The organism is Paracoccus sp. PARArs4, from assembly GCF_947311865.1.
Taxonomy (GTDB): Bacteria; Pseudomonadota; Alphaproteobacteria; order Rhodobacterales; family Rhodobacteraceae; genus Paracoccus; species Paracoccus zeaxanthinifaciens.
Genome location: NZ_CAMZMW010000009.1, coordinates 129,601 through 155,723, shown reverse-complemented (window position 1 = coordinate 155,723; position 26,123 = coordinate 129,601). Strand labels below are relative to the sequence as shown.

Sequence of the window (26,123 nt, the reverse complement as noted above, 5' to 3'; positions counted from 1 at the left end):
GAGAGCGGTCTTTCGCTGCGGACGGCATCAAAGACCGCTTTGCATGCTTATGCAACATCCTTTACATAGCCACTATAGCTTCCGGCTGAGGTGCTGAATTAGAGCTACGGAGTCTTCGTGAACACATCTTCATCGGAAACAATATCCTCGGATCTACCCAATGCGCTTGCCGAACTGCGCGCCTTGATCCAGAGTCGAAAACTCACGAAGGAGCAGTTCGAAACATCGGAATTCAAAGCTCTTTGGAAAAGCGTCGGATCCTATCTTCACGACGATAACCCCTCTGTAGTTTGGACGACATTCGCAATGCTTGGACGCATGGCTGCAATATCAAAACCAGCCGAGCGTCTCGTAGAGCCATTGCTGAGCGAGAGGCTAGACGCAGCTCTCCCTGAATTTGTTCGCTTGCCGGATGGTGAGGATCGTTATTACCTTGCAAGAAGCCTTCAGGGCGGCAAACGAAGCGAAATCATCGCCATTTCTTATCGGGAACTTGCCGAGGAAGAAACGGCCGAGACGGCGCGCCGCGTTTGGGCCAGTATCGCGGGTTCTGGAGGCGCCTCTTTGACAGCGTTCTTGCAGCGTTTGAACAACGAGATTGAGACAGTCGCTAGAGCGAACGATCTGAGACCGGATGCTCTCTGTCGGCGAATACGCCGCATCGTTGCTTCGATCGATGACTTCGTTGCAACGGTCGACGTCGACGCGGGGGATGAACTCGGCAAGCAGCTAAAAGTTCTTTTCGTTGGCCATTTGCCGAAGTCAGGCCCCGACGATCGCATTCTGCGAGAGGAGGCGTGCCAAGATTTTCTTTCTGCCATCCAGAAAATCGTGAGGCTTAACTTCAGCGCACGCACGGACCCAGAAAGCTACAAGATCATCGACGCAATGCGTGGATGGTGGCGACCCGCGTCTCCGTCTCAGGACTTTGAGGGCGCAGTGCGAAGTATTGCGCGCCTTGGAGTCGAGACGCTTCTCATGTTTGCGAAGCAAGGTGTGATGAACAAGCCTCTTAGGGACGCACTGGTCACTTCGGTCAGCGCGCGATCGATCAACAACATGGCTAAAGAGTTTGCCGCGCGTACGCCGAGCCTCGACCAGTCAATCGCATATTGGTTCGTGAATGGCGAAGAGCCGAAGGAGGAACGCTCGGTTCGCGGCGTTGAGGCGCTTTCGGAAGCAAAACTGGACGAGTATGTCGGCCGACTTTTGATCGCGCTGGATCTCCCTGAGCTTCAGGCAACCGCGGTCGAGCAGGCTTTGAACGATGTGAAGGACATCATGGCTGCAGAGGGTGACCTCTTGGAGGGGGCGCTGAAGCGAGGTGCGCTTGCGACTCAATGGGCGCGTGCAGTCGCCCGTACGCGCCGCATCGCCCTCAGCCCTCAGCGCTCAGAGCTGGTGAGATATGATCCAGCCGCACACGTTGGAGAGGACGATCTAAGAATTGGGAGTGAGGTTCGCGTCCTGACACCGGGTGTCGTCAAAGAAGGTCGAGGCGGTGTCAGTGTGATATTGGTTAAGGCAGAGGTTGAGAGCGGTAATGGATAAAGCAACTGCGAGAGTTGTACTTAAGAGCCTTCTCGAACGGTTCGATAAGTCCTCCGACGTTTTTCTCACATCCGTCGAAGCCGAGTCCTTGCGCGCTATCCTCGATCTGGAGCCTGCCGCTGTCGTCGATGCTCCAGCGGTACCAACTGTTGAACCGGCTTTCGAAATTCCCGTTATCACATGTCCAACACCGGAAGATATCGATGAGGATCACCTCATGTGTCTGGACTTCGGAACGTCATTTTCTAAGGCATTCGCGTGTTCAGTCGACGACACTGACGACGTGCCTGAGCTATTTCCATTGGCTTTTGGAACGAACGCCTTTGGCGATCCGGAACTCTTGCTGCCATCGGAGCTCTTCGTTGACGGTGGCGAGCTTTACTTGGGGGGTGCAGCGAGGGCCCACTTTAACGCCGTCGAGGCGACACAAGATCGGCTGATCGACAGTCCAAAGCAGTTCATTACGCTCACCAAAGACGTGACGGATCTACACAGGCGCAAGCTAGAGGAGGCCCAGGATCCATCGGGCACCCTGACGCAACGCGACGCGCTGGTGTTGTATCTTGCGCACTTGAACCTTCGCGCTGAGCAGGCGCTGCGCGGGCAGGGCCTCAGCATTGACCTGAAACGCAGATATGCACACCCTGCTTGGACGCCGGATCATTTCAAGAACAATAGTGAGGCAATGCGTCGGATCATCGCCGAGGCGATCGCAATTGGAAGATGCTGTGGCGACGACCTTTCTAGCAATCTTTCGCTAGAGAAGGCGTGCAAGATTGTCCAATTGGCACGCAAGGCGAAGGATGATGAGCTGCCATTTGGGTTGATTGCCGACCCCGTCCTCGAGGCCACAGCCGCGGGCGCTGGTGCTCTCATAGGCACTCCCGCGCAACGTAGGATGCCGTACGTAATTCTGGATATCGGCGCCGGCACGACGGATGTCGCCGGATGCATTTGTGTGAACAACCCCAGCAACGATCGCGTCACGGTGGCCGAAGTTACGCCAGCGGCGCGTGCGATAAATCAAGCTGGTAACATCATAGATAACGCCCTGCTAAAGAAGATCATGGACAAAAGCGGCCTCGCCGATGGCACAGCTGAGTATAGGCGCGTTCAAGCTGCTCTGAAGCGCACCATCCGCGGGGACAAAGAAGTGCTCTTTATGGATGGTGCTCTCAGTGTTGGCTTGGTGACGGGGGACGTAGTCGACATCGAACTGGACGACTTTCTTGAACATCCGATCATCAAAGGGCTTTTCAAGAAGATCACGGACCTTGCAATTGATGCGGCGTTCTGTGTTGCTGGCGACCAAAATGCCGTGAACGTGACAGCCACGGGCGGGGGAGCTGGCCTTCCAGTTGTCAAGGCGCTGGACGGGCTTTCGATTGAACGGGACGGAAGGCGGGTTCAACTGTTATTGGCCGAACCTATGCCGTATGAGTTAAGGGAGACCTATCCGAAACTGGTCGATCCGTATCCTCAGGTTGCTGTCGCCGTTGGTGGTGCCTTGCCTAACCTGCCTGCGCAGGTGAAAAGCATCAAGGAAGGCATCTCGGTTCCCGGAAAACGATATCTCGCCCCAATGTACAAGTCTTGAGGCTGGCATTGCATACCAAACACGGGTCACTTCTGTTTTTTTGCTCCTCTTTTCCGGGCGTTTAGTTCTAGGGTCAGGATTCATTGATTTCTGTTGCGCTGCGTGATTCACGCCTCCGAAAACGGAGCGGTGACATGAGCGATCTCTTCTGGCTGACCGACGCGCAGATGGCGCGCCTGGCTCCCTTCTTTCCCAAGTCGCACGGGAAGCCCCGGGTTGATGACAGACGGGTGCTGAGCGGGATTATCTTTATCAATCGCAATGGCTTGCGTTGGCGCGATGCGCCCGCCGCGTATGGCCCACATAAGACGCTCTACAGCCGGTGGAAGCGTTGGAGCGAAAAGGGCATCTTCGCGCGGATGATGGCCGGGCTGGCGGCGGAACACGGCGAGAAAACGACCGTGATGATCGACGCAACATACCTCAAGGCCCATCGAACGGCGACCAGCATGGCCGCCAAAAAGGGGGGCGTGGCCGCCTGATCGGTCGAACCAAAGGCGGTATGAACACCAAGCTGCACGCCATCTGCGACAGTCAGGGGCGACCGGTCGACCTGTTCGTCACCGCTGGACAGGTCAGCGATTATATCGGCGCTCGGGCCCTGCTGAGTGGTCTGCCAAACGTCAAATGGCTACTTGGGGATCGTGGCTATGACGCTGACTGGTTCAGAGAAGCGTTGCGGGACAAAGGGATACGTGCCTGCATCCCGGGCCGAAAGAAACGCAAGACGCCGATCAAATACGACAAGCGAAGATACAAGCGGCGTAACCGCATCGAGATCATGTTCGGCAGGCTCAAGGACTGGAGGCGCGTCGCGATCCGCTATGACCGATGCCCCAAGGTGTTCCTCTCAGTCATCGCTCTCGCGGCTCTCGTCATCTATTGGTTATGAATCCTGACCCTAGGTGGCTCGTTGTACTAATTTGCGGCAAAAGTGATGAATAGCTGCAATGGGTCAAGAACGGTCATGCCCCGCGCCAAGCTCGAATGGCAGCTAAGGGCCGGTCGTGCCGATCATCGTGGGTGATGGCTGCGACTTTGCAAAGGTCACTATCTGCGCATTGCGGCCCTTGCTGGAAGGCGCAGCACGGGTGGATGGGTCTATCGGTCACGGAATGGCCGCTTTCGCGTTTCCGAGGCGCAGGCCGAGCAGTTGCAGCGAATGCCCCCTTTCCGCCCATTTCGTTGTCCCAGTTGCCCTTGACGCTGCTGCGACGCCGAAAGATCGCTCCTGCGGTTAAGCTCTCTGCTCGTTGCGCCACCGGTGGTCTGCTTTCCGGCCCTGGTGTCCATCAAGCGGGCTCCACTCTTGCTTCTTGTCTGGGTGACCCTTTCTACAATGCGGCCGGAACGCCTTCGCGACCGTAGCGAACGAACGCGCTTCAACTTAAATACCGGCAACGGTCGCACAAACTATTGCGCCGCCAAATCTGACGTAGTCATTTCCGGCCTGTCACGCGCGCAAAGCCTTTCGACCAGCCTTGCAACTCGTTTCGCCAACTGTGTTCCGGGGCGAAACCCAGCAGCTCGCGCGCCTTGTCGATGGCATAGAAGGTCTCGGTCTCGTCCATCTCTCGCTTCACGGGCACATCCGGATAGAAACGCTTTCGCACCTCGGCGTTGCTGATGCCGACCGACAGGTCCGGATTGGCGACGTTAAACACCTGATAGCCAAGCCCGTCCGTTCGAAGGCAACGCTCGACCATCTGGCCCAAATCGCGGGCATCGATATAGGCGAAGATGTTGCGACGCCGCAGCGACGGATCGGCGAGATAGGCCGGGAAGTCCCGAGCGTATTCGTGCGGCTCGATGACGTTGTTGATGCGCAGCCCATAGATATCCGCGCCGGTGCGGGCCTGGAAACTTCGCGCGGTGACCTCGTTGGTGACCTTGGACATCGCATAGCTGTCCTGCGGCACGGTCGGATGCTCCTCGTCCACCGGCAGATAGTCCGGGCGCGTTTCGCCGTGCGCGAAGCAGATCCCGTAGGTCGTCTCGGATGATGCGAAGATCACTTTGGGAATACCCAGCTTTGCCGCCGCTTCGAGCACGTTGTAGGTCGACATGACATTAACGCGGTAGGTCTCGCAGTCGGGCTCGATCAGGATGCGTGGCAGGGCCGCGAAATGCACGATGGCATCGTAGCGCGGCACCGCGGGCAGATCCAGTTCGTCCAGGCCAGCCAGCGCGCTCAACGCATTGAACACCTGCCCGCTTTCGGTCAGTTCGACGCGCAGATTGTCCACCCCCGGCAGGTCCAGCGGCACGCGATCGGCATTGACCACCCTGTGGCCCCGCTCGATCAGGTAAGGGATGACATGACGCCCGGCCTTGCCGGAACCACCCGTGAAGAAAATCCGCATCTCAAATCCCTCTCCCTGCGCATGTCCGCAGCTAAATGAGACACCCGGCCGAAACAAGCGCACGGGTGCATGCGCAGCAGAACGCAGCTGGCATAGATAAGCTAGGTTTTGAACCGCTGAACCCGCATCGGCTTCCGTATACTGGTCTGCGGCGAATGCCTGTGAAACCATGAGGAACCTCGGGGCTCGGCATCTTATCGACGGCGCAGACGGTTGCCACCGGCCACATACGAAACAGCCCGACGCCGTCTGCGCGAGCACCAGCGTCGCACCGTTCTCGTGCCGACATAAAACTGGCAGTCAGCGAGGTCGAGAACCTGCGCGTTGCTCTCGGGCAATCAAACAATCGCTTTAAGCTCTGCCTGTACCTCGCGCCATGCGGTTCGACCGGGGCTCCATCAGAAGCAGAACGCCCTGAAATCGAACGCGACTGGAAGAACGAAGAAAGTCATATGGATTCAAATCCCTAGAAGCTGAACACTATTTCGCTGGAGTCATGAGCTTCAGAGAAACGCGGCTTATAGAGAGCGAGGCGAGACTTCTTCAGCTGTGACCGGTGGTCAGCCCGAACTGCATAACCCCTGAATACAACGAGAAAATTCAGCCCCGGAGAAGCTTGGAGATAGTTGCATTTGGGTAAAGTGGCGGAGGGGATGGGCCTGATATCCAACCTTCTCCACCAAGCTGACACTGCCCGCCCTGCGCTTAAGTGTATGAAGGTGCGAGATAATATCGTTCTTCCGTCAATTCGTGCTCCTGATCATTCATGGCCATTACTACCGTGACCGTAGAGGTTGGCGTTGGTGTGGGCGTTCCTTTCATTCTCGAATTCGAGGCTGGAATGAGCGATGCCGAAGCGCTCGCTCAGTCGTGCTTTGATCTCGCCCTTGATGGCCTCAATTCTTGTCCATCCATCTTCGGCGACGACCACGTGGCAGTCGAGCGCCGCCTCGTGTTCCTGCATCTGCCATAGATGCACGTGGTGGACATCCGTAACGCCGTCCACGTCCCGCATCGCGGCAATCACGGCCGAGTTGTCGATATCCGGCGGGCTGCCCAGCATCAGTGTCCGGATCGGGCCGCCGATCTCGGTCAGTGCGAGATACAGTATATACAGCGCGATACCGATGGTGATTGCGGGATCGACCCAGCGCAGGTCGTAGAGAATGATCAGCGTGCCGCCGACGATCACGGCGACCGAGGCGAGCGCATCCGAGAGGTTGTGCAGGAAGAGCGCGCGGATGTTCACGCTGCCCTTCTGCATGGACCAGGTGAGCGCCGCAGTCAGAGCGTCGACCACGAGCGCCACGCCGCCGAGGATCACGACGGTCCAACCCTGAACCTCGGGCGGATCGATCATGCGCATACCGCCCTCGTAGATCAGGTAAACGCCGACGAGGATGAGTGTCGTGTAGTTGATCAGTGCAGCGACAATCTCGATCCGGCCGTATCCGAAGGTCATGCGTTCGTCGGCGGGCCGCCGCGCGATCTTGCGCGCCGCGAAAGCGATCACCAGCGACGCCATGTCCGAGAAGTTGTGCAGCGCATCCGCGATCAGCGCGAGACTGCCCGAAACGACGCCGCCCGCGATCTGTGCGACGGTCAGAAGGGCGTTCGCCCAGATCGCGATGGACACGCGCCGGTCACCGGATGCGGGATCGATGTGGGCATGGCCGTGATCATGCGGCACGGTGCGTCTCCTCATGAAGATGGTTCGGGCGAGCGAGGCCGGGGATTTGCGGCACCTTGCCCCGCCTAATTGCGCGCACGCGTCTGTTCATCCAGTGGCGGATGACGTGGCGATAGAGCCAGTCGCGCAAGGCGCCGAAGTCCTGGCGATGCCCCCGGTAGAACTCGTCTGGTATAGCGTATGTTGCGAGATCGCGGGCGATGCCGGTCTTCTGGATATATGTGTCGTCGCCGGTCCACTCGACCGGTGGGCCGCTCAAGCAGTCGGTGCTGGCCCCGTAGCCGCAAAGGCTTTCCATCTCGATGAACGCCCGTTGCAGCGATTTCAGAAAGGGCGTGTCCAGGATGAACCCTTCGAGATTGATCCATCCATTCTCGGTCTCGACCTCTACCCAGGAGTGGAGGATTTCCGCGGGGGCCAGCGGATAAACCCACTCGGGCACGACACCGCGCTGGAGCGCCTTGTGGATGGTGAAGCCATGCAGGCGACACCGAATGCCAAGGCAACGTAGCAACGCCATGAGCAGCGTGCCCTTGGTGTTGCACTGGCCGTAGCCGTCCGACAGCACTTCTGAGGCCGGGATGTCGTCGGCACGATTGTAGCCGAAAGCGATCTCGTTTCGGACGAAATCATAGGCGGCACCGATCCGGTCATGCTCGCCAAAAGCCTGCCAGCCGCGGCCCGCGACCAGATCCGCAATAGGAGCGGCTTCGAAATCCAGCAGCCGCGTGGCTGTCAGCAAGGGGTCAATGGCGGGCAAGATGCATCTCCTCGAGTCTGGCGAGGATCTACATAAATGCTCCAGCGACTGTAGCTTCAAGTCCTTTTTCTCAGAAGGCGATCAATCGCTACCGGTCGTCGGCATGAACGGCTTTGGGGTGTTCGCCGTGTGCATCGCGCAGGATGTCGATACCGCCCCACGCCGCGATCCCGGCCACGACCACACCCACGACCAGGTCCGGCCAGTTCGTTCCCAGCCAGGCGACGAGACCGCCAGCCACGACGATCCCGAGGTTCGCGGCGAAGTCGTTCCAGCTGAAGGTGTTCGCCGCGCGGATGTTGACGTCCGGTTCGCGGAGTCGGGCGAGCAACCAGACGCAGACCGCGTTGATCGCCGCGGCGATCAGGGCCATGGCGATCATGATCGTCCCGAGCGGATCTGACCCGCCGATGTAGCGGCGCCATGCATCGTAGAGGATGCCTGCAGCGAACAGGATCAGCAGCCCACCGGAGATGTTCGCCGCTCCGCGTTTCCATTTGCCGGACCGGGACAGCGCAAACAGGCTGATAGCGTAGACGAAGCTGTCGGAAAGGTTGTCGAGGCCGTTGGCGATCAAGGCGCTGGAATCGCCGAACGCACCGGTTGCAAAAAAAGCCACGGCCAGACCGATATTGAGCGCCAGAACGATCCAGAGCGTGCGTCTCTCTTTTGAATCTTGTTCTGCGGCCATTTCTCGTTTTCGGCTCGTGGTTTACGATCGAAGAACTCCTGCGGCTGGTCTAAGTTCCTGCCGCGACATTGGCATGGTCCAATCAGGCCCCAATCTCGTCGTGCTCGGTCAGACATTCAGAATGGTCCCGCAATACCTCCAGCACCCGGCAATCCGCTGTCCGCCCGCCGCTGCACTCGTGGACCATGGGTTCCAGTTCCGTGCGCAGCGCCTTCAGGCGGGCCATGCGCTGCTCCACCCGTTTGAGCTGGCGACGCGCGATGGCATCAGCTTCATCACAGGGCCGATTGGGATGGTCGCTGAGGTCGAGCAGCTCGCGGATCGCATCGAGCGAGAAGCCGAGTTGCCGCGAGTGGCGGATGAAGGACAGGCGATCGAGTTGTGAACCGTCGTAGCGCCTCTGTCCGCCCTCGGTCCGGCCAGGTTCGGGCATGAGCCCGATCTGCTCGTAGTACCGGATGGTCTGCACCTTCGTGCCGGTCTTCTTTGACAGAGTGCCGATCGTGAGCATTCTCACCTCCAGAAAAAGTATACAGTCCTTGTAGGTTTTGCGGTGTGAGCGGGCAAGTGCGGGATTCACAGGCGCGTGATGTCGCATCAAGGCGCCATCTTCATGCTTGAACCTTCAGTGGCTAGAGGATGTAGACGCGCAGACACACAAGGATCAATGGCAGGCGAACAGGATTGTCTCTTACATCGGCACAGAAGTTTCTTTGGGTTTTGGCAGGCGTGGCAGCGCTTGCCTTCGTATGGCTTTTACTCTGGTCCGACTATCGTGCCGACAGCGCCCGAACTGACGCCGAGCCGCCTTTCTTCGCTGAGTTCGAACTGACGGACCACCAGGGTATGGTTCGAACCGAGAAGGACTTTGCGGGGCGCTGGATGCTTGTTTTTTTCGGCTTTACCAACTGCCCCGACGTCTGCCCGACGACCCTATCTGAGGTCGCGGCGGTGATGGACGGTCTGGGCGACGATGCCGCCAAGGTCCAGCCGATTTTCATCACCATCGACCCCGAACGGGACACGCCCGCCGCACTCGCCGAATACGTCCCGCTGTTCGATGCGGGCATCATCGGTCTGACCGGCACGCCGGAACAGATCGCCGCCACCTCCGAGACGTTTCCGATCTTCTTTGAACGCGTCGAAGAGGCTGCGGCGCCGGATGGTTACACGATGGGCCACACGTCGCATTTGTTCCTCTTCGATCCCGACGCGGGCTTCGCCGACTCGTGGCCCTACGGCACCTCCGCCGAAGAGATCTTCGCCGATCTGGAAGAGAGGATCTGACCGAAATGAACCGCATATCCGGAGAAATAGCCCTCGGGCTGGCGTGGATCATCGCGCTCGTCGCCTCGCTTGCCGTGCTTTTCATCGGCGAGGTGCTGGGGCAGACGCCCTGTGTGCTGTGCTGGTTCCAGCGCGCCTTCATGTTCCCCTTGGCCATCGTCCTCGGGTTCGGCCTTTGGTGGCGGGACGGCCGCGTGGGGCGCTACGGCATCGCATTGGCGCTTGGCGGCGGCGCAATCGCCCTCTGGCACATAGGGCTGTACGTCGGTCTTGTTCCCGAACGCATCCAGCCCTGCACGGCCACCGGCCCCTCTTGCACCGATGACAACCAACTGGTCTTCGGCGTCCCGATCCCGCTGATGGCGCTCGCCGCCTTCGCGCTGATCGGGGCGCTGTCGGCCCTTTCATTGAAGGACACACGAACATGAACCGACGCGGCCTGATCCTGTCCGTTCTCGCCCTCGGCGTCGCCGGTTTCGGCGGAGCCACCTGGTTTGCAACCCGCCCCGGCCCGGTGGCCGAAGCGGAGCCTGTTGCGCCGGAACTCGCGGACGCGATGATCCGCCCCTACTCGCCCATCCTCGGGCCTGCGGAAGCGCCCGTCACGATCGTCGAATTCTTCGATCCGGCCTGCGAGGCCTGTCGCGCCTTTCATCCCATCGTGAAGGACATCATGGCCGAGCATGGGGATGCTGTCCGCGTCGTGATCCGCTACACGCCCTTCCACGGCGCGGCATCCGAGGAAGCCATCCGCGTGCTCGAGGCGGCGCACATGCAGGACGTTTACGTGCCGGTGCTCGAGGCCGTTCTGCGGGAACAGCCGAGATGGGCGTCACACGGTGCCCCGGCGCCTGGCCTGATCCTTCAGATCGCCACCACGGCCGGACTCGATGCCGAGGCCGCGCGCACGCAAATGCTGGCACCCGATGTCGTGGCGATCCTGAATCAGGATCGTGCCGATGTAGAGACCGTGGGAGTTCGCCAGACGCCCACATTCTTCGTGAACGGCAAGCCGCTCGATCCATTCGGGGAGGCAGAACTGCGGCGATTGGTGGCTGCCGAAGTCGCTGCCGCGCAAAGCTGAATGGAAAGGGCAGGATCAAAACGATGAAAAAGTATATTTTGACCAGCACACTGGCGGCGCTTTTGACCCTTGGAGGGCTCTCAGTGCCCGCGCTGGCCGCACCCGAGGATGTTGTCGTCGAGAACGCGTGGTCCCGCGCCTCCATCGGGGTGAACCGTCCCGGGGCCGCTTACATGACGATCCGCAACACTGGCGACGAGCCGGTGACGCTGATCGGCCTTACAACACCGCTCGCGATGATGCCCGAAATTCACGAGACGAAGACCAATGCCGAGGGTGTGAGTTCCATGAGCCCGGCGGGGGAAATCGCGATCGCCCCGGGCGAGAGCGTCGCGCTCGAACCGGGGGGCCTGCACGCAATGCTAATGCGGCTGCAAGAACCGATGACAGAAGGGGAAACCTTTCCGCTGACCCTGCTTTTCGACGACGGAGGCGAAGTGACGGTCGAGGTGACGATCCTCGGCATCGCCGCGCGGGGGCCGGAGGACTGATGCGGCGACGGGCGATCCTGGGGTACGGCGCGGCTGGTGTCGGGGTGGTCGCCCTGATGCTCTTTGCCGGTTGGTGGCAGGTCGATGGCCCCGGTGGACCTGAGCCTATCGGGCAGCGGCCTGTGGCTCTGACCGCGATGGATTTCCGTCTGACGGATCATGAGGGCAACGCGGTCGGGCCGGAAACCCTGATCCGGCGACCGACGATGGCGTTCTTCGGCTTCACCTACTGTCCCGATGTCTGCCCGACCACGCTCTCGGACATTTCGGGATGGCTCGACGATCTGGGAGACGAGGCCGACGAGATGAACGTGGTTTTCATCACGGTCGATCCCGAGCGCGACACTGTCGAAACGATGGCCGAATATGTCGGCTACTTCCATCCGGCGATTCGCGGCTGGACGGGGCCGGAGGAGCAGATAGCGCGCGTCGCGGACGGCTTCCACGCCACCTACGAAAGGGTGCCGACGGAGAGCGGCGATTACACGATGAACCACAGCGCGAGCGTCTTCCTGTTCGCAGCCTCTGGGCGGTTCGTCACCATGATCGACTATCACGAACCCAGAGAATTCGCGGTGCCGAAAATTCGCCGCGCGCTGGAAGAAGAAATGGAGGGGGCGACATGAGGCTCAGAACTTTGGCGGCTTGTGTCGCAATTGCGGGGACAGTTCCCGGGGCAGCTATCGCGATCTCCGATCTTTTGTCGAAAGAACCCGTGCCGCCGGAACTTGCCCAGGCAGGTAGCTGGATGCCCCAAGGTCCTGAAGCCCCCCAGAACGTTGACATCCCCGTGATGCTGCCCGCGGCGGCATGGGCAGACGATGCATCCGACCTCAGCCCGCTGCCCCTTCTGCAGGTCGCGTTTGCCGACAGGCCGGTAAGGGCGATCGAGCCACCGCTGTCGACGTGGTCGCGCGACATTTTACCAGGCGAGACGCTCGATTTCTTGCTGTCCGAAGCTGGACTTGCGGCTTCTGACAGAGCCGAAGTTGCCCTCGCGCTTGGCGCGGAATACGATCTGCGACGGCTGCGGCCGGGGCACTCGGTCACTGTCGCTTCGACCATGGACGGCAGCCCCCGCACCGTCTCACTTGCCGTCGAGGACGGGGTTCGGATCGAGGTGATTTTCGGCGAGCAGTTGTCCACACAGGTCGTGACTCCGGATCCGGAAATCGTAACCCTTGCCGGCAAAGCCGTGATCGACAGCTCGATCTTCGCGGCACTCGACGAAGCCGGCATACCCGCCCGTTTTTCCGTGGACCTTGCGCAGATGCTGGGTGGGACCGTGGATTTCCGCCGCGAGATGGCCGGCGGCGAAGCACTAAGGCTTCTCTGGCGTGAGGCGCGGGTCGGCGAGGACAGGATCGGACAGCCCGAACTCGCCTTCGCCGCACTGGAGATCGGCGGTTCGCTTTACGAGATCGTATGGCCGGACGACGGCAGCGGTCAGGCGACGATCTACGTCGATGGCGAGGTGCTGCGCGTCTTCGCACAGCCGGTCGAGGGTGCGCGCCTGAGCTCGGTGTTCGGACGCCGCACGCATCCGGTCTTTGGCAACGTCCGGATGCACACCGGCGTCGATTTCGCAGCGGCACGTGGGACACCGGTTCAAGCGACGGCACCGGGGCGGGTCAATTTCATCGGCTGGCGCGGCGGATATGGTCGCGTGGTCGAAATCTTGCACGGCTCCGACACCATGACGCGCTACGCGCATCTGAGCGCCGTGCCGGAAGACTTGGCACAAGGCCAACGCGTTGCGGCGGGAGACGTGATCGGCCGCGTCGGCGCGACTGGCACGGCGACAGGTCCGAACCTGCACTATGAGGTGCTCGTGGATGGGCGCCCGACTGACCCCCTCTCTGACGACCGGCTCGCCGAAGCAGCCGAGCGCGAAGCGGATGATACCGCCGCGCTCTCGCGTCTGGCCGAGGCGCGGGCGCTTCTGAATGAAAACCTCGGCAGCGAGATTGCCGAAACGATAACCGAAAGGCTCTGATCCATGAAACGCATGACCCAAGCTCTGGCCATCACGCTCGCCCTTTTCCCGGCGGCACAGGCCCTCGCAGAGGCAACGGCGATCGACGTCCGCAAGACGAACGGATGCGGCTGCTGCCTCTCGTGGATGAACCATCTCGAAGAAAACGGTTTTGCGCCGACGGGCCAGGACATGTTCGGTGGATCGCTGGTTCGCTTCAAGTTCGACAACGGCGTGCCGCAGCGCATGGTCTCCTGCCACACCGCGGTCATTGATGGCTACGTGATCGAGGGCCATGTCCCGGCCGCTGACATCCGCCGCCTTCTCGAGGAGCGCCCGGACACCGTAGGCCTCGCCGTTCCGGGGATGCCCTATGGCTCGCCCGGTATGGGGCCTGAAGATGACCGCGAAGCCTATGATGTCTTCCTCATCCGCGAGGACGGGTCGACGGAAGTCTTTTCAAGCTACGCCGAAGGATAATCTGGCCCGCCCATGGAAAATCTGTCCCCGATAATGCTCGGCTTTCTCGGAAGTCTCGCCGCCGGTTCGCTCACGGCAGTCGGAGCAGCTCCCGTGCTGTTCGGGCGCATCCCGTCCCGGGCCACGCGCGATCTGTCGCTCGGCTTCGCTGCCGGTGTCATGCTGTCAGCCTCGTTCTTTTCGCTGATCATCCCGGCATTAGATGCCGCAGAGCCGATGTTCGAGAACGGCGCGATGCCTGCGGCCATCGTATGCGTCTCGATCCTTCTGGGCATGGGGGCTGTCGCCCTGATGAACGAAAAGCTGCCGCACGAGCATTTCAAGACGGGACGCGAAGGGCCCGAAGCGGCGTCATTGCGGCGGGTCTGGCTGTTCATCATCGCGATCACGATCCACAACTTTCCCGAGGGTCTCGCGGTCGGGGTCGGGTTCGGTTCCGGTGGCATGGAAGGTGGCCTCCCACTCGCCATCGGCATCGGCTTGCAGAACGCGCCCGAAGGATTGGCCGTCGCGGTGTCGCTGCTGGGCGAGGGATATCCGAAGCTGCGCGCCTGGGGCATTGCGGCGCTGACTGGCATGGTCGAGCCGATTGGCGGTCTGCTCGGGGCCGGCATCATCACACTGTCGGAACCGCTGCTTCCATGGGGACTGGCCTTTGCCGCGGGCGCAATGCTCTACGTCATCAGCCACGAGATTATCCCCGAAACCCATCGCAGCGGCTATCAGAACAGGGCGACGCTCGGCCTGGCTGTCGGGCTCGTTCTGATGCTGTTTCTCGATGTCTGGTTGGGGTGAGGCAATGTCACTACCCAAAGTGATCGGCGTCTTTGCCGCGCTTGCTGCGTTCGCAATCGATCAGATCACCAAAGCCATTGTCGTTGCGAATGCCGCCACTTTTAGCGCCGGGATTTCCGTGTTTCCGGGATTCAACCTCGTCTTTTCTCGTAATGACGGCGTGACTTTCGGGATGCTGGGCGGCGCGCCGTGGTGGAGCCTCACCGCTCTCGCTCTTGCCATCTGTGTTTGGCTTGCTGTCATGCTGTTTCGCGTCGAAAATGCGGCCGAAACACTTGCCTACGGCGCGATCATTGGCGGAGCGCTGGGCAATGTCATCGATCGTGTGCGCTATCGGGCTGTAACAGACTTTCTCGATTTCTACATTGGCACAACACATTGGCCTGCCTTCAACATGGCCGATGTATTTGTCGTCAGTGGCGTAGGGCTCTTGCTCGCCGCGCCATGGATCAGCGCGCGGCGTCCGATCAAGTCGTGAAGACGGAAATTCTGAACCGCATCGCTCTGCGCCCCTGTTTGCTTTCGCGGATGACGCTTGGTTTCGCCGCCGGGGCGCTGACGGTTCTGACTTTCCCGCCTCTTTCGATTCTCCTGCTTGTTCCCGTTGCCTATTCCGCGTTGTTTGTCGGGCTTCGCGATCTCTCCTTCGGGCGCGCTTTCCTCGTCGGCTGGGCGTTTGGTCTCGGCCAGTTCGGTTTCGGGATTTCGTGGATTGCAGAGAGTTTCTACGTCGAGGCCGAGCGGTTCGGGGCGATGGCGATCCCGGCCGTCGCGGGATTGTCCGCAGGTCTCGCGATTTTCCCGGCCATTGCCGCCGCGCTTTTCGCCGAAATCGCGCGGCGTGGAGCCATGGGCAGTCTCTTGGCCTGCCTCCTGTTCGCGACCTCCTGGACCGTGGCCGAGTGGTTGCGCGGTCACGTTCTGACAGGTTTTCCATGGAACCTCGCCGGCTACGCTTTGGTCGATTACGCCGCTCCTCGCCAACCCGCCGCCTGGGTCGGAAGCTATGGGCTAAGCTTTCTCACCGTGTTCGTCGCGGCACTTCCCGGCGCGGCTGTCATGGCGTCCGGGCGGCAACGATTGACCGTTTCGCTCATGGCGCTGGCGGGCATCGCGACGATGTGGGCTGTCGGCACGCTTCGCCTCCAGTCGGATGCACAACAGCCACCCGGTGTCGACCTGCGCATCGTCCAAGGCAACATTCCACAAGAGGAGAAATGGGCGCCCGAGAACCGCGAGGCGACCTTCGCGCGCTATCTTGAGCTTTCAACCCAGCCCGGCGATTTCGACGTTCTTCTTTGGCCGGAAACCGCCTTTCCGGGTTTCCTCGATGAGGATACGGAGGCACGGGATCGCATTGCCGCTGCGCTACCAGACGGCAGGGTGCTGCTCACCGGTGTGCCGGACCGTGTACCGAGCGAAGATGGCACCCGATATTTCAACACGGTCCAGGCTTTTGGCGCGACCGGCAGAATCCTGACCGGATACGCGAAACATCATCTCGTACCCTTCGGCGAATATGTGCCATTCCGCGGCTGGTCGCCCATCGAGCGGCTCACGGCGGGTCTGGGCGATTTTACGCCCGGACCGGGCCCGCGAACGCTTGCGCTTCCGGGTGTGCCGCTGGTCGCCCTAGCGATCTGCTATGAGATCATCTTCCCAAGCCATGTGGTCGACGACCTGTTCAAGCCAGACTGGATCTTCAACGCAACCAACGACGCCTGGTTTGGCACCAGCATCGGACCTGAGCAGCATCTGGCTTCCGCACGTATGCGCGCCGTAGAGGAAGGCCTTCCTGTCATTCGAGCCGCGAATACGGGCATCTCTGCGGTCATCGACACGAGCGGAGAGATCGTTGCGCGGCTCGATACCGGCGAAACGGGCATCATCGACGCTAGCCTGCCCTCCGCGCGACCGCCGACACTCTACGCGAGCTTCGGGGACTGGATGCTGCTGGCGCTCATCTTGGCTTCGTGGAGCTGGGCAACGGCGACCAATGCGACGGCGCGCTACCGCCGCATGAGAAACACCGTCATGCAAAGATGTGGATAGGTGTTCCGTCCTTCACCATTGCATAGATGTCCTCGATCTGCCGATCTGTGACCGCGATGCAGCCAGCTGTCCAGTCGCGGACGTCCGTTGGGTCGATGCCGGGTCGTGGACCACCATGGATGAAGATGTCGCCCCCGGGGGATCGGCCCTGCGCCTCGGCAAAAGCGATGTCGGCCTCATTCGGATAAGAGATGCCAACCGAAAGATGATAAGTGCTTTCAGGGTTGCGCTTATCGACTATGTAGGTGCCCTCCGGGGTCCGGCCGTCTCCCTCGAATTGCTTGTGACCCTCAGGAGCGAAACCCAGCCCGACCGGATAGGTTTGCAATACGCGATCGGCTCCGTCGAGAACAAGCAAGCGCTGCCCCTTATAAAGCCGAACACGGGTCACCTCGGGTCCGCCATAGCTGCGGAACTTGCTGGCACAGCCGGACAAAAACGCTGCGAACCCGCCCAACAGGACGGCGCGGCGGGGAAATCGGATGGTTTTCACTGCTCATGCCTCTTTGGTGAGGTCGGATATGGATATTACGGTACCTTGCAAATGCTGCGTGATCAATGTGCATGGGCAAGCGCGGCCTTTGTCATCTGTGGACCAACCTGTTCACCGCCGGACGGAGGCGCCTTGGCCTCTTGGCTGTTCAGCAGGCGCAGGGCGTTGGCCACCACCAGCAATGACACTCCTACGTCGGCTGCAATAGCGCCCCACATCGATGCCACTCCAAACGCGGTAGCGACAACGAAAACGCCCTTGGTCGCCAAGGAAATACCGATGTTCTGATGGATAATCGACATTGTCCGGCGCGAATGACCGATCAGCCAAGGCACCTTGCCAAGGTCGTCGGTCATCAGGGCAATATCCGCAGTCTCGATTGCCGCGTCCGAACCAACAGCACCCATCGCGATGGCGTAATGCGCCCGCGCCATGGCGGGGGCGTCGTTCACCCCGTCGCCGATCATGGCCACCATGTCATGCGTTTCGACCAGTTCTTCGATGGCTGTCACTTTGTCTTCGGGCAGAAGCTCGGCGCGGACCTCGTCGATGCCGACCTCGGCTGCAACGGCGCGCGCCGTCCGCTCGTTATCGCCCGTCAGCATGACGATGGTCTTCACGCCTTGCGCGTGGAGCTGTGCCACGATGCCCTTGGCGTCGGGGCGGATACGGTCGCGCAATTCCAGGATGCCGGTCACGCCGGTGTCGTCGCCCACGGCAACAAGGGTGCTGCCAGCCCCTTCGATGCGGTCGCGCAAATCCTTCGGAATGGCGTCACCGAAACCCTTCTCCTCGGCAAACCGGTCCGACCCTAGCCAGATCGACCGGCCGTCAGTGCGTCCTTCAAGTCCCCTACCAGGAACGGTTCGGGTATCTTCTGCGGCGGACACCTTGATGCCGTCGGCTTCTGCCCGCGCGAGAATGGCGCGCGCCAAGGGATGCGAGGAACGTGCCTCGAGCCCCGCGGCGAGGGTCATCAGATCCTGCGCCGATGCTCTACCCAGCGGATGCACCGCCGCCACCTCGGGCTCGCCCATGGTGATCGTGCCGGTCTTGTCCATGGCCAGTGCAGTGGTCTTGCCCGGTGCCTCAACATATGCACCGCCCTTGATCAGCACTCCGGCCCGCGCTGAAGCGGTGAGTGCGGCGACGATGGAGACCGGTGTCGAGATGACCAGAGCACACGGGCAGGCGATCACTAGCAGCACGAGTGCATTGTAGAACCAATAATCCCAGGCCCCACCGAAAATGAGCGGCGGCAGCAGGGCAATTGCAATGGCGAGAGCCATGACGATAGGCGTGTAGATGCGGGCGAACTTCGCCACCCATTGCTCCACCGGCGCGCGGCGGGCATGGGCGTCGCCGACCATGCGGATGATCTTGGCCAAGACGGTGTCCGAGGCGGCCTTCGTGGCGCGCACCGTCAATGTGCCTTCGCCGTTGATCGTGCCGGCATAGACTTCGTCGCCTCGTTCCTTTGGGACCAGCGCACTCTCTCCGGTGATTGGCGCCTGATCGACCGCGCCCGCGCCGTCCGTCACCTCACCATCGAGGGGGATACGGTCGCCACCGCGTACTATGAAGCTTGAGCCTACGGCGACTTGAGCCGCCGGAACGTCGGCCTCGCTTCCGTCTTCGCGGATCACGCGCGCCGTCGGTGGTGCAAGATCCAAGAGCGCCGAGACCGCATTCCTCGCACGCCCGACGCTCCAGCTTTCGAGGTAGAGCGAGAGCGAGAAGAAGAACGCAACCGTCGCCGCCTCGAAGAATTCGCCAAGCCCTATGGCACCGGCCACCGCGACCACCATCAGCAGGTTCATGTCGGGCGACAGCCTCCGTGCGGACGACCATGCCTTGGGTGCCACGAGCCAGACACCGAACAGGATCGCAACCGCGAATAGCCCTGCCTCGACCAGTGGCATCGGCGCTTCGCCGTGCCCTGCGAAGAGGCCGAGTGCCCCCCCCATGCCGGTCTCGATGATGTGCCACAGAAATCCCGCGGCCCAGAAGCCGCCACTGAGCGCCGTAAACAGCCGCTGTCGTGCAAGATGGGCCGCCTGGTCGACCGACGCGTTTTCGGCATCCCAGGGCTTGGCGGTCATGCCGGTGCTTGCGACCAGTTCTGCAATTTCGCCGTCCGATACACTCTTGGCGCTGTCGAGAATAGTCATCCGTCCATTGATCACGTCGAACGCGAGATGCTCGGCCCCGCCGATCTTCGGGCCAACCACCTTGTTCAGGATCGCGACCTCCTCGGCGCAATCGAGGCCGGACACCTGAAAACTGCGCCCGCCCGTCGGCGCGGGCGTCGTCGGCTCGATGTCGCCGCACGTTCCCGCGCTCCCGCAACAGTTGCCGCCGTTTGCCTGGTCGTCTTCGGCATGATCGTGATCGTGGTGATGGGTGTCGGACGGCATGAATGGACCTCTGGATTCGGGTGCATCACCATGACATAGCCCCTACAGTAGCTAGAGCTTCAAGAGCAAAATACGGTGGTATTTCAGTTTGTATTTTTGCTAGAAAGTGCGGTGATCCGTGCGGTTTTAGCACTACCCATGAAAACCGTCGCGAGGAGTGGCATAAGCGGAAGGAACAACAATGCTGAGTATTACTCGGACACGGATGAAGATGGCTGTCGTCGCACTCTTTCTGACCGCAAGCTGCGGCTCGCAGGAGGTCGGCCAGTTGCCTGCCACTGAACCCGAGTCCGGCGTTCCCGAGATCGTTCTCGAATTGGCGGCGGACGGTCAGGATCTCTCAACCGTCCGCCTGCTGCCTGACGACGGGTGTTACTGGTACGAGCATCGCGGTCAGGTCGAGACAACGCTCCTGCCACTTCGGGCAAGAAACGGAGCGGCTATCTGTCGGCAGGCGCAGGCCTGACGAATGCGAACGGCAGCATCCGTCGCTCGGCGCGCATCACCACAGGTCGCCAACCTCTGGTGCCGCAAGGCTGCCTTCCGCCGAATAGAGATACGCCGTCGAGCCGATCTCGACACGTGGATAGAGACTGTTGATGTGCGCCATCACCATCCTGACGCAACCCGAGCTGGCACGGCTGCCGATACTTTGCGGAAACGGGGTACCGTGAATCCGCAAATATGTGTCGCGATCCCCGACGTAGAGGTACATGGCCCGCGATCCGAGCGCGTTCTCGGGCCCGGGTTCCACACCACCCTCGAACTGCGCATAAATCTCCGGTTCCCGCTCGATCATGTTCTGGGTCGGGGTCCAGTGCGGCCACTCGACCTTGCGCTGTATCGTATAGATACCCGGTTCGTAGAGGTCGCCACGCCCGATCGCCACGCCATAACGCATAGCGGTTCCACCCTCCTCGATATGGTAGAGATATCGCGCGACCGCATCGACATGGATATCTCCCGGTACGAGACCGTCCTTCGCGACGACTCGTTGCGGCAGGAACCGCGGGTGCAGACCCCAAGGATTGGAGGTTTCGGGGACATAATTTGGAGGCGTCACCTGTGCATCCCAGGCAGCCTTCTGCGCCTCGGTGGGCCAGGTATCGGCGAGGAGTGGGCCGGAGACCGACGCTGAAAACAGCGCTGTGGTTGATCGAACGAAGTGTCGTCTTGTCAGCATTTGGCAGCCTTTGTTCTGGGCATTTGCGCAGGCTCGCGAGGCACGAGCAGCGCTTTCGTGTCTCGATATGCAACCTCCACCAACTAGAGCTTCAAGGCATTTCTTTCCGCTAGCGCCGCACAGGTCAAAGGGGCGTGTGCAATCCCGTTGTTGCCGCTCAGCCGATCTTCGCGCCCCAGAACGAGGTGTGGTCAGCCGCGAAGTAGCCGTCCGCGACCCGGAAATACCCCTGCAACTCGACGGTGTCGCCCGCAGTGAGCGGGACCATGGTCTGCAGCCAGATCGCGGTGGCTAGCGAGACATGGGTGGCGGAGATTTCGCCGAGGGAGCCGCGGATTTCCGTCGTGCCGTTCAGCACGAGCCGCCCGCGCATGCGGGCCGTGGCGCTGGCGTTGATCTTGTAAAGCAGCGTCGCGCCGAAGAGGTAGGTGCCATCCGAAGGCGCCACGAAATGGTTGTTCGCGGCGTCGAACGCCCCCTGATCGTTATAGTCGGTGTTGTTCAGGCCGATCTTCGTCCAGGTTCCTACGCCGACATAGTTGTCGTAGTTGGTGTACGCCTTGAACCGCGGCAGCCGGGGCTGATCGACGATGCCGTTCGCGTTGTCGACGCTCAGCCCGTCGAAGAAGGTGCTGCCGTCGGCGGAGACGGCGAGCCGGAAACTGTCCGAGCCGAACAGCCCCACCAGCGCCTTGGTCACGAAGCCGGTCTGCAGCGTCAGGCCGAGATCGTCGCCCGCAGCCTCCTTGTTCATGGTGTAGAACAGATCGCCGGTGCCGCCCTCGGCCAAGGTCTTCGCGGTCCAGAGCGCCGCGTTCAGCTTGGCCGAGAACGGATTCGACGCATCGGCCGTCGTGCCGAGTCCCAGCAGCGCAAGGTTCTGCAGCGCGGCCGGCGTGGTTCCTACCCAACCTGACCCGTCATAGACCAGCAGCAGCCCCTCGTCCTCGACCCACGCCCGCCAGCCGGTCCGTGGGGGCAGGCGGAGCCAGGCGCCATCGGTCCAGAGTGCGACGTTTAGGTCCCAGCTGGCCCAGTCGCCTGTCGCGCCCGAGCCGACGATGTAGCGGTCGCCGTCGGCGGGGCTCGCAGGGGGTGCTGCCAGGTCCCGATCGATAACAGAGAGCTGAACGAGCCCGTCGAGGATCCGCAGCGCCTCGTTGTGGGTGACGTGCTTCTGGGCCTGCGCCGCCAGGATATGGGGCAGCAGGAGATGGGTGGTGGCGTCGGACATGGGTTGGCTTTCAGAACGTGAGCGTGACAGTTTTCGGCGCGCCCCGCCCGACGAGGGCGGAGAGCTGGTAGATGCGGATGTTGACGGTGTCGCCGGGGGCGAGCGGCGCGCCCCAGTCGGCGCTCTGCTGGGCGGCGGTGTAGACGGCGCTGGTGGTGGCCGCGCTCAGCACCCGCTTCACGGCCGCGCCGTCGAGGATCTCGACCTCGTAGGTTTCCAGTTCCTCCGCCAGCGGCACCTCCAGCCCGCCCCAGCTGTCGGCGGAAAGAGCGCGGGACCGGCGCGTCCAGCGGATGGTCAGATCGCCGGGCGTGCGTGGGCGACGCCACGGCTGCTCGACATGGGCGACAGAGAAGGGCCGCAGTCCCGCGCCCGCGGGGGTAAAGGTCTGCGCCACATAGGTCTCGTCGCTGACCGGGCGGCTGGCCGGGCCGATGCGCCAGTTCCACGGGATGCCAAGATCGGCCTCGGCGATCGGCAGCGACGCGAGGCTGTCGTCCAGCACCACCACCCGCGCGCCGGCGGGCGCCGGGTTGCCCATGGCACCTTCCGTGCCGCGCTGTCCGCGCAGAAGCCGGGTGAGCCGATATCGACCGGGCGCGAGCAGCTCGGCCGCGCCGGCCTGCACGATCTCCCAGACCCCAGGCGCGCTCTCGATGGCAAGCGCGTTGGCGCCCCCGAACAGGGTCAGGTCGGTGACGCTTTCCAACGTGCCGGTGAGCAGATCGACCACAAGCGCATTTCCGAAATCGAAGCGCGAGGTGGGGCCCGCGTAGAAGTCGGAGACCAGCTGGCCAATCCGGGCGCGACTGCCGAACGTCGTCAGCAGCTCGAAGCCATCGGTCGAAGGACTGCGGAACACCGCAATCTCGCCGGGCCAGGGAACCGCATGCGCGACGACCATCGGCCGATGCGCGGGCTGGTCCTCGGTCAGCTGCGGCAGGTCCATCAGCACCGCGTCCGGCGCGCCGAACACCACGGCGCGCGTCAGCGACGCCGCGCGGGGATCGCCGGGCGGCAGGTCGTAGGTCGCGCGATCCTGGCGGACCGCCTCGATGCCGCGAGCCTCCGCGTCGGCGATGGAGACGAGCCGCAGGTCGACCAGCCGCCCGTCATGGGCGAGCCGGATCGGGTCCGCCGGATCGAGCGCGAGCCGCGAGGGCGGCAGACGGAATGCCGCCGTCTCGCGCCCCACCCACGCCTCCATCAGCGCGCGGCGGCAGCGCCGCTCGGCTTCCTCGGGCGGCACCGCCATCGGGAAGCTCTCCGAGGCGATCCGTGTCGTGTCGACGGTGATGCGCCGCGCCTCGACGAGGGCCGCGTCGTAATCCTCGTCGGCGCGGGCGACCTGCCACTTCAGCGCCTGCGGCAGTTCCGTCTCCTGGCCCCGCGTCAGTTCCAGCACGTCGCCCTCGCGGGCGGCCACAAGATCGTCGGGATCGAACGTGGCGACCGACGCCCGGCCACGCATGATGAAACGGATCACGCCCTCGGTCTCCACGGCGTCGAAGCCGAAGTGGCGCGACAGCGTGGTGATCGACGCGCGCGGACTCTCCAGCGCCGTGATGGCGTAGCCCTCGACCGCGCCCCAGAGGCCGATGACGTCGATCCGCGCCCCGGGCAGCCCGGCGCGCAGGCAGAGGTGCCGCACGAGGGCCGCCAGCGACACAGCGCCGAGCCGCCCCGTCAGCCAGTGGCCGAGCCGCCAGTTCGCGCCGTCCGTCCAGACGTCGGTCAGCGCCGGGAAGAACGGATAGGGCCGCGCGTCCCAGGTCCAGGCGGCGCATTCGGGGACGTGCACCATCCGGCCGCCGTAGTCCGATGACACCGGGTTGTTCGCGGCCTCGCCCCACCAGAGATACGTGGCCTCGAGATAGGCGCGCTGAATGGCGTCATCGCGCCAGCCCTTCGAAAAATGCGGCGTGAAGCTCTCGGATGACTTCGGGTCGAAGAAGACGTTGGGCTGGTTGGTGCCCCGGTCGATGGCCGGGCAGCCGAGTTCGGTGAAGCGGATGGGTTTGGATTGCGGCACCCATGCTGTCGGCGTGCCGCTCTCCACCCCACCGGGGCGATTGTAATGCGGGTTCGACCACCAGCTGCGCAGATCCTTGTAGCGGAAGACCCATGGCTTGCCGGCGGCGCCATCGGCAATCGGCGTCCGGACCTGTGCCGACCGATCCGTCGCCGATGCATAGAACCAGTCGAAGCCTTCGCGGCCCGCGATGTTCGCCTGCAGATAGGCCCGGTCATAGATCGCGGGCCAGCCCTCCTGCGCGTCCGCATGATCGAACCCGTCGCGCCAGTCCGACAGCGGCATGTAATTGTCGATCCCGACGAAATCGATCTCCGGGTCGGCCCAGAGCGGATCGAGGTGGAAGTACACGTCGCCCGAGCCGTCGCCCGGCTGGTGCCCGAAATACTCGCTCCAGTCGGCGGCATAGCCGATATTCGTGCCGGACCCGAGGATCGAGCGCACATCCGCGAGCAGATCCCGGTAGGCCTGCACCGCCGGATAGGTGGCCGCGCCCGAGCGGATCGTCGTCAGCCCCGGCATCTCGGTCCCGATCAGGAACGCATCGACCCCGCCCGCCGCCGCGCAGAGATGGGCGTAGTGCAGCACCATGCGCCGCAGGCCCCAGTCGCTGGATGGCCCGGTCCAGCTGACGCTCTCGCCCGCCACGCTGAAGCTCGCAGGTGTCGCCGCGCCGAACAGCGCCGCGACCTGGCTTGCCGCCGTGGCCGTCTTGTCCACCGATCCGGCGTAGCCAGCGGCCGGGGAACAGGTGATCCGCCCCCGCCAGGGGAATGCGGGCTGGCCGGTCTCGGCGGCGCTGTCGGAATACGGGTTCGGCAGCGTGTTGCCGGGCGGCACGTCCATCAGGATGAAGGGATAGAAGGTGACACGCAGTCCGCGCGCCTTCATCTCCTGGATCGCCTGAACCACCGCGAAGTCGGACGGCGTGCCGCCATAGACCGGGCGATCCTGATCGTCGCGGCTGACCAGGAAGGCATTGGCGCGGCTCACGCCGTTCACCGACCAGCTGGCGGGCGTCGTCGACTTGGCCGAGACCTCGACGCCCGGCCGCACCTTGCAGGAGCCCGCGCGCAGATCGTCGCCGAACCAGGCCACGACGAGGCTGACGCTTTCGACCGCAGGCGCCATCGCCTGCAGCCGGTCCAGCGCCTCCACCATGTCGGTGGAGTCGGCCAGCGCGTTCAGGTTCTCGGGTACCGTCGCGCCGCCATCGGTCTTGCGGATCGCCTGCGTCGCATAGGTAAACTCGCCCGAGGCCGGGATCATGGTGACGGCGCGGGTCAGCCCCTCGGCGGTGTCGGGGTCGGCCAGCGGGCGGAACACCTCGAAGGAGAGCTGTGGCAGGCGGTTGCCGTAGGTGGAAAGCGCCAGTTCCTCGAAGACCACATAGGCCGTGCCGCGATAGGCGGGCGTGCTGGCCGCGCCCATCTTCGCGGCGATGAACGGGTCCACCGTCTGCGCCTCGTCGCCCGGATACCAGCGCCAGGTGACGCCGGAGAGGTCCATCGGCTTGCCGTCGGCCCAGATGCGGCCGATCCCGGTGATCGGGCCTTCGCAGAGCGCCACGGCGAAGCTGGCATAGTAGAGATACTCGGTGGTCTTGACCTTGCCGCCCCCACCGCCCTTGCCGCCGCCCTGCGTGGTCGTCTTCGTCTCCTCGCGGAAATCGGTCGCCCAGATGATGTTGCCGCCCATGCGCATCCGGCCGTAGAGCCGCGGGATCACCGCGCCCTCGGTGGCCGAGGTGATGCGCAGCGTATCGAGCCGCGCGCCCTCGATGCGCTGGGTGGGCGCCAGCGACGAGATGATCCAGCTGTCGACGACCGAGCCGATGGCGGAGCCGATGAAGCCGCCGATGGTCGCGGCGCTGACGCCGAGGATCGCCCCGCCGATCGAACCGCCAATGGCGGCGCCAGCGGCACCGAGGACAAGCGTTGCCATGGTC

At 62.6% G+C, this 26,123-nt stretch carries 23 protein-coding genes and 1 pseudogene; 14 read left to right on the top strand and 10 right to left on the bottom strand.

The features are described 5' to 3' along the window. Window positions 1-117: 117 nt before the first annotated feature. From QMZ16_RS09710 to QMZ16_RS09700, 3 genes are all read left to right on the top strand, one after another. Entirely contained in the window at window positions 118-1,551 is a 1,434-nt protein-coding gene (locus QMZ16_RS09710) for a hypothetical protein (RefSeq protein WP_282603071.1), read from the top strand. Next, window positions 1,544-3,148, top strand: a complete 1,605-nt coding sequence (locus QMZ16_RS09705; protein ID WP_282603070.1) for a hypothetical protein — start codon at window positions 1,544-1,546, stop codon at window positions 3,146-3,148. Before QMZ16_RS09710 ends, QMZ16_RS09705 begins: the two co-directional genes overlap by 8 nt. A gap of 134 nt (window positions 3,149-3,282) precedes the next feature. Then, window positions 3,283-4,040, top strand: a protein-coding gene (locus QMZ16_RS09700; protein ID WP_282603069.1) for an IS5-like element ISPso2 family transposase whose coding sequence is annotated in 2 segments (ribosomal slippage) — window positions 3,283-3,607 and window positions 3,607-4,040 — 759 coding nt in all. Because the reading frame shifts where the segments join, the coding sequence is not laid out codon by codon here. Window positions 4,041-4,587: 547 nt separating this feature from the next. Here the strand turns inward: QMZ16_RS09700 and QMZ16_RS09695 are convergent. From QMZ16_RS09695 to QMZ16_RS09675, 5 genes are all read right to left on the bottom strand, one after another. Continuing rightward, window positions 4,588-5,511: an NAD(P)-dependent oxidoreductase gene (locus QMZ16_RS09695; RefSeq protein WP_282603068.1), complete on the bottom strand. Its 924-nt coding sequence runs from the start codon at window positions 5,509-5,511 to the stop codon at window positions 4,588-4,590. 760 nt (window positions 5,512-6,271) lie between these two features. Continuing rightward, window positions 6,272-7,201, bottom strand: a complete 930-nt coding sequence (locus tag QMZ16_RS09690; protein WP_090735052.1) for a cation diffusion facilitator family transporter — start codon at window positions 7,199-7,201, stop codon at window positions 6,272-6,274. After that, on the bottom strand, window positions 7,191-7,961 hold the full coding sequence (locus QMZ16_RS09685) for a transglutaminase family protein (RefSeq protein WP_137457499.1): 771 nt from the start codon (window positions 7,959-7,961) through the stop codon (window positions 7,191-7,193). Before QMZ16_RS09685 ends, QMZ16_RS09690 begins: the two co-directional genes overlap by 11 nt. Before the next feature lie 88 nt (window positions 7,962-8,049). Continuing rightward, on the bottom strand, window positions 8,050-8,652 hold the full coding sequence (locus QMZ16_RS09680; RefSeq protein ID WP_282603067.1) for a cation transporter: 603 nt from the start codon (window positions 8,650-8,652) through the stop codon (window positions 8,050-8,052). 82 nt (window positions 8,653-8,734) lie between these two features. Next, the gene (locus tag QMZ16_RS09675) at window positions 8,735-9,163 is read right to left on the bottom strand and encodes a helix-turn-helix domain-containing protein (RefSeq protein WP_282603066.1); all 429 of its coding nucleotides are present in this window, start codon (window positions 9,161-9,163) and stop codon (window positions 8,735-8,737) included. 209 nt (window positions 9,164-9,372) lie between these two features. Here QMZ16_RS09675 and QMZ16_RS09670 point away from each other — a divergent pair, with 209 nt between their 5' ends. The 10 genes and pseudogenes from QMZ16_RS09670 (at window position 9,373) to lnt (ending at window position 16,787) form a co-directional block, all read left to right on the top strand. Continuing rightward, a complete protein-coding gene (locus QMZ16_RS09670) occupies window positions 9,373-9,939 on the top strand; it encodes an SCO family protein (RefSeq protein WP_040610613.1) in 567 nt (188 codons plus the stop codon). A 5-nt stretch (window positions 9,940-9,944) separates the two neighbouring features. Continuing rightward, window positions 9,945-10,367 carry a disulfide bond formation protein B gene (locus QMZ16_RS09665; protein WP_119001078.1) on the top strand — a complete coding sequence of 141 codons (423 nt, stop codon included), beginning with the start codon at window positions 9,945-9,947 and terminating at the stop codon, window positions 10,365-10,367. Beyond that, window positions 10,364-11,023, top strand: a complete 660-nt coding sequence (locus QMZ16_RS09660) for a thioredoxin domain-containing protein (RefSeq protein ID WP_119001077.1) — start codon at window positions 10,364-10,366, stop codon at window positions 11,021-11,023. The genes QMZ16_RS09665 and QMZ16_RS09660 overlap by 4 nt, the downstream gene beginning before the upstream one ends. A gap of 23 nt (window positions 11,024-11,046) precedes the next feature. Continuing rightward, window positions 11,047-11,514, top strand: coding sequence for a copper chaperone PCu(A)C (locus QMZ16_RS09655; protein ID WP_119001076.1), 468 nt, complete (start codon window positions 11,047-11,049; stop codon window positions 11,512-11,514). Continuing rightward, complete coding sequence (locus QMZ16_RS09650; protein ID WP_119001075.1) at window positions 11,514-12,140, top strand: SCO family protein; 627 nt, start codon at window positions 11,514-11,516, stop codon at window positions 12,138-12,140. The genes QMZ16_RS09655 and QMZ16_RS09650 overlap by 1 nt, the downstream gene beginning before the upstream one ends. Further along, on the top strand, window positions 12,137-13,510 hold the full coding sequence (locus QMZ16_RS09645; protein WP_119001074.1) for a M23 family metallopeptidase: 1,374 nt from the start codon (window positions 12,137-12,139) through the stop codon (window positions 13,508-13,510). Before QMZ16_RS09650 ends, QMZ16_RS09645 begins: the two co-directional genes overlap by 4 nt. Before the next feature lie 3 nt (window positions 13,511-13,513). After that, window positions 13,514-13,969, top strand: a complete 456-nt coding sequence (locus QMZ16_RS09640) for a DUF411 domain-containing protein (RefSeq protein WP_119001073.1) — start codon at window positions 13,514-13,516, stop codon at window positions 13,967-13,969. A 12-nt stretch (window positions 13,970-13,981) separates the two neighbouring features. Further along, window positions 13,982-14,764, top strand: coding sequence for a ZIP family metal transporter (locus tag QMZ16_RS09635; protein ID WP_101498978.1), 783 nt, complete (start codon window positions 13,982-13,984; stop codon window positions 14,762-14,764). A gap of 4 nt (window positions 14,765-14,768) precedes the next feature. Continuing rightward, a complete protein-coding gene (gene lspA / locus QMZ16_RS09630) occupies window positions 14,769-15,242 on the top strand; it encodes a signal peptidase II (RefSeq protein ID WP_225972834.1) in 474 nt (157 codons plus the stop codon). Next, window positions 15,209-16,787 (top strand): annotated as a pseudogene (lnt, locus tag QMZ16_RS09625) (apolipoprotein N-acyltransferase). The gene lspA and the pseudogene lnt overlap by 34 nt, the downstream one beginning before the upstream one ends. A gap of 9 nt (window positions 16,788-16,796) precedes the next feature. On the opposite strand, the gene QMZ16_RS09620 reads toward lnt, so the two are convergent. Beyond that, entirely contained in the window at window positions 16,797-17,309 is a 513-nt protein-coding gene (locus QMZ16_RS09620) for a L,D-transpeptidase family protein (RefSeq protein WP_040611036.1), read from the bottom strand. A 62-nt stretch (window positions 17,310-17,371) separates the two neighbouring features. Continuing rightward, window positions 17,372-19,726 carry a cation-translocating P-type ATPase gene (locus QMZ16_RS09615; RefSeq protein ID WP_119001071.1) on the bottom strand — a complete coding sequence of 785 codons (2,355 nt, stop codon included), beginning with the start codon at window positions 19,724-19,726 and terminating at the stop codon, window positions 17,372-17,374. 181 nt (window positions 19,727-19,907) lie between these two features. Between QMZ16_RS09615 and QMZ16_RS09610 the strand changes: the two genes are divergently transcribed. After that, window positions 19,908-20,192, top strand: coding sequence for a hypothetical protein (locus tag QMZ16_RS09610; RefSeq protein ID WP_040610620.1), 285 nt, complete (start codon window positions 19,908-19,910; stop codon window positions 20,190-20,192). Between the two features lie 36 nt (window positions 20,193-20,228). Here the strand turns inward: QMZ16_RS09610 and QMZ16_RS09605 are convergent, their stop codons facing one another. The 3 genes from QMZ16_RS09605 to QMZ16_RS09595 form a co-directional block, all read right to left on the bottom strand. Next, window positions 20,229-20,909 carry a L,D-transpeptidase gene (locus QMZ16_RS09605; protein WP_090735029.1) on the bottom strand — a complete coding sequence of 227 codons (681 nt, stop codon included), beginning with the start codon at window positions 20,907-20,909 and terminating at the stop codon, window positions 20,229-20,231. Between the two features lie 157 nt (window positions 20,910-21,066). Next, entirely contained in the window at window positions 21,067-22,143 is a 1,077-nt protein-coding gene (locus QMZ16_RS09600) for a DUF2793 domain-containing protein (protein WP_255330494.1), read from the bottom strand. A 10-nt stretch (window positions 22,144-22,153) separates the two neighbouring features. Further along, window positions 22,154-26,119 carry a glycoside hydrolase TIM-barrel-like domain-containing protein gene (locus tag QMZ16_RS09595; RefSeq protein ID WP_282603065.1) on the bottom strand — a complete coding sequence of 1,322 codons (3,966 nt, stop codon included), beginning with the start codon at window positions 26,117-26,119 and terminating at the stop codon, window positions 22,154-22,156. Between the last annotated feature and the right edge of the window lie 4 nt (window positions 26,120-26,123).

What these genes read in the sequence shown, in the direction of transcription:
- QMZ16_RS09705 (WP_282603070.1), top strand. Translation starts at nt 1,544, where the DNA reads ATGGATAAAGCAACTGCGAGAGTTGTACTTAAGAGCCTTCTCGAACGG.
- QMZ16_RS09695 (WP_282603068.1), bottom strand. Translation starts at nt 5,511, where the DNA reads ATGCGGATTTTCTTCACGGGTGGTTCCGGCAAGGCCGGGCGTCATGTC.
- QMZ16_RS09680 (WP_282603067.1), bottom strand. Translation starts at nt 8,652, where the DNA reads ATGGCCGCAGAACAAGATTCAAAAGAGAGACGCACGCTCTGGATCGTT.
- QMZ16_RS09675 (WP_282603066.1), bottom strand. Translation starts at nt 9,163, where the DNA reads ATGCTCACGATCGGCACTCTGTCAAAGAAGACCGGCACGAAGGTGCAG.
- QMZ16_RS09665 (WP_119001078.1), top strand. Translation starts at nt 9,945, where the DNA reads ATGAACCGCATATCCGGAGAAATAGCCCTCGGGCTGGCGTGGATCATC.
- QMZ16_RS09660 (WP_119001077.1), top strand. Translation starts at nt 10,364, where the DNA reads ATGAACCGACGCGGCCTGATCCTGTCCGTTCTCGCCCTCGGCGTCGCC.
- QMZ16_RS09655 (WP_119001076.1), top strand. Translation starts at nt 11,047, where the DNA reads ATGAAAAAGTATATTTTGACCAGCACACTGGCGGCGCTTTTGACCCTT.
- QMZ16_RS09650 (WP_119001075.1), top strand. Translation starts at nt 11,514, where the DNA reads ATGCGGCGACGGGCGATCCTGGGGTACGGCGCGGCTGGTGTCGGGGTG.
- QMZ16_RS09645 (WP_119001074.1), top strand. Translation starts at nt 12,137, where the DNA reads ATGAGGCTCAGAACTTTGGCGGCTTGTGTCGCAATTGCGGGGACAGTT.
- QMZ16_RS09640 (WP_119001073.1), top strand. Translation starts at nt 13,514, where the DNA reads ATGAAACGCATGACCCAAGCTCTGGCCATCACGCTCGCCCTTTTCCCG.
- QMZ16_RS09635 (WP_101498978.1), top strand. Translation starts at nt 13,982, where the DNA reads ATGGAAAATCTGTCCCCGATAATGCTCGGCTTTCTCGGAAGTCTCGCC.
- lspA (WP_225972834.1), top strand. Translation starts at nt 14,769, where the DNA reads ATGTCACTACCCAAAGTGATCGGCGTCTTTGCCGCGCTTGCTGCGTTC.
- QMZ16_RS09615 (WP_119001071.1), bottom strand. Translation starts at nt 19,726, where the DNA reads ATGCCGTCCGACACCCATCACCACGATCACGATCATGCCGAAGACGAC.
- QMZ16_RS09610 (WP_040610620.1), top strand. Translation starts at nt 19,908, where the DNA reads ATGCTGAGTATTACTCGGACACGGATGAAGATGGCTGTCGTCGCACTC.
- QMZ16_RS09605 (WP_090735029.1), bottom strand. Translation starts at nt 20,909, where the DNA reads ATGCTGACAAGACGACACTTCGTTCGATCAACCACAGCGCTGTTTTCA.
- QMZ16_RS09600 (WP_255330494.1), bottom strand. Translation starts at nt 22,143, where the DNA reads ATGTCCGACGCCACCACCCATCTCCTGCTGCCCCATATCCTGGCGGCG.
- QMZ16_RS09595 (WP_282603065.1), bottom strand. Translation starts at nt 26,119, where the DNA reads ATGGCAACGCTTGTCCTCGGTGCCGCTGGCGCCGCCATTGGCGGTTCG.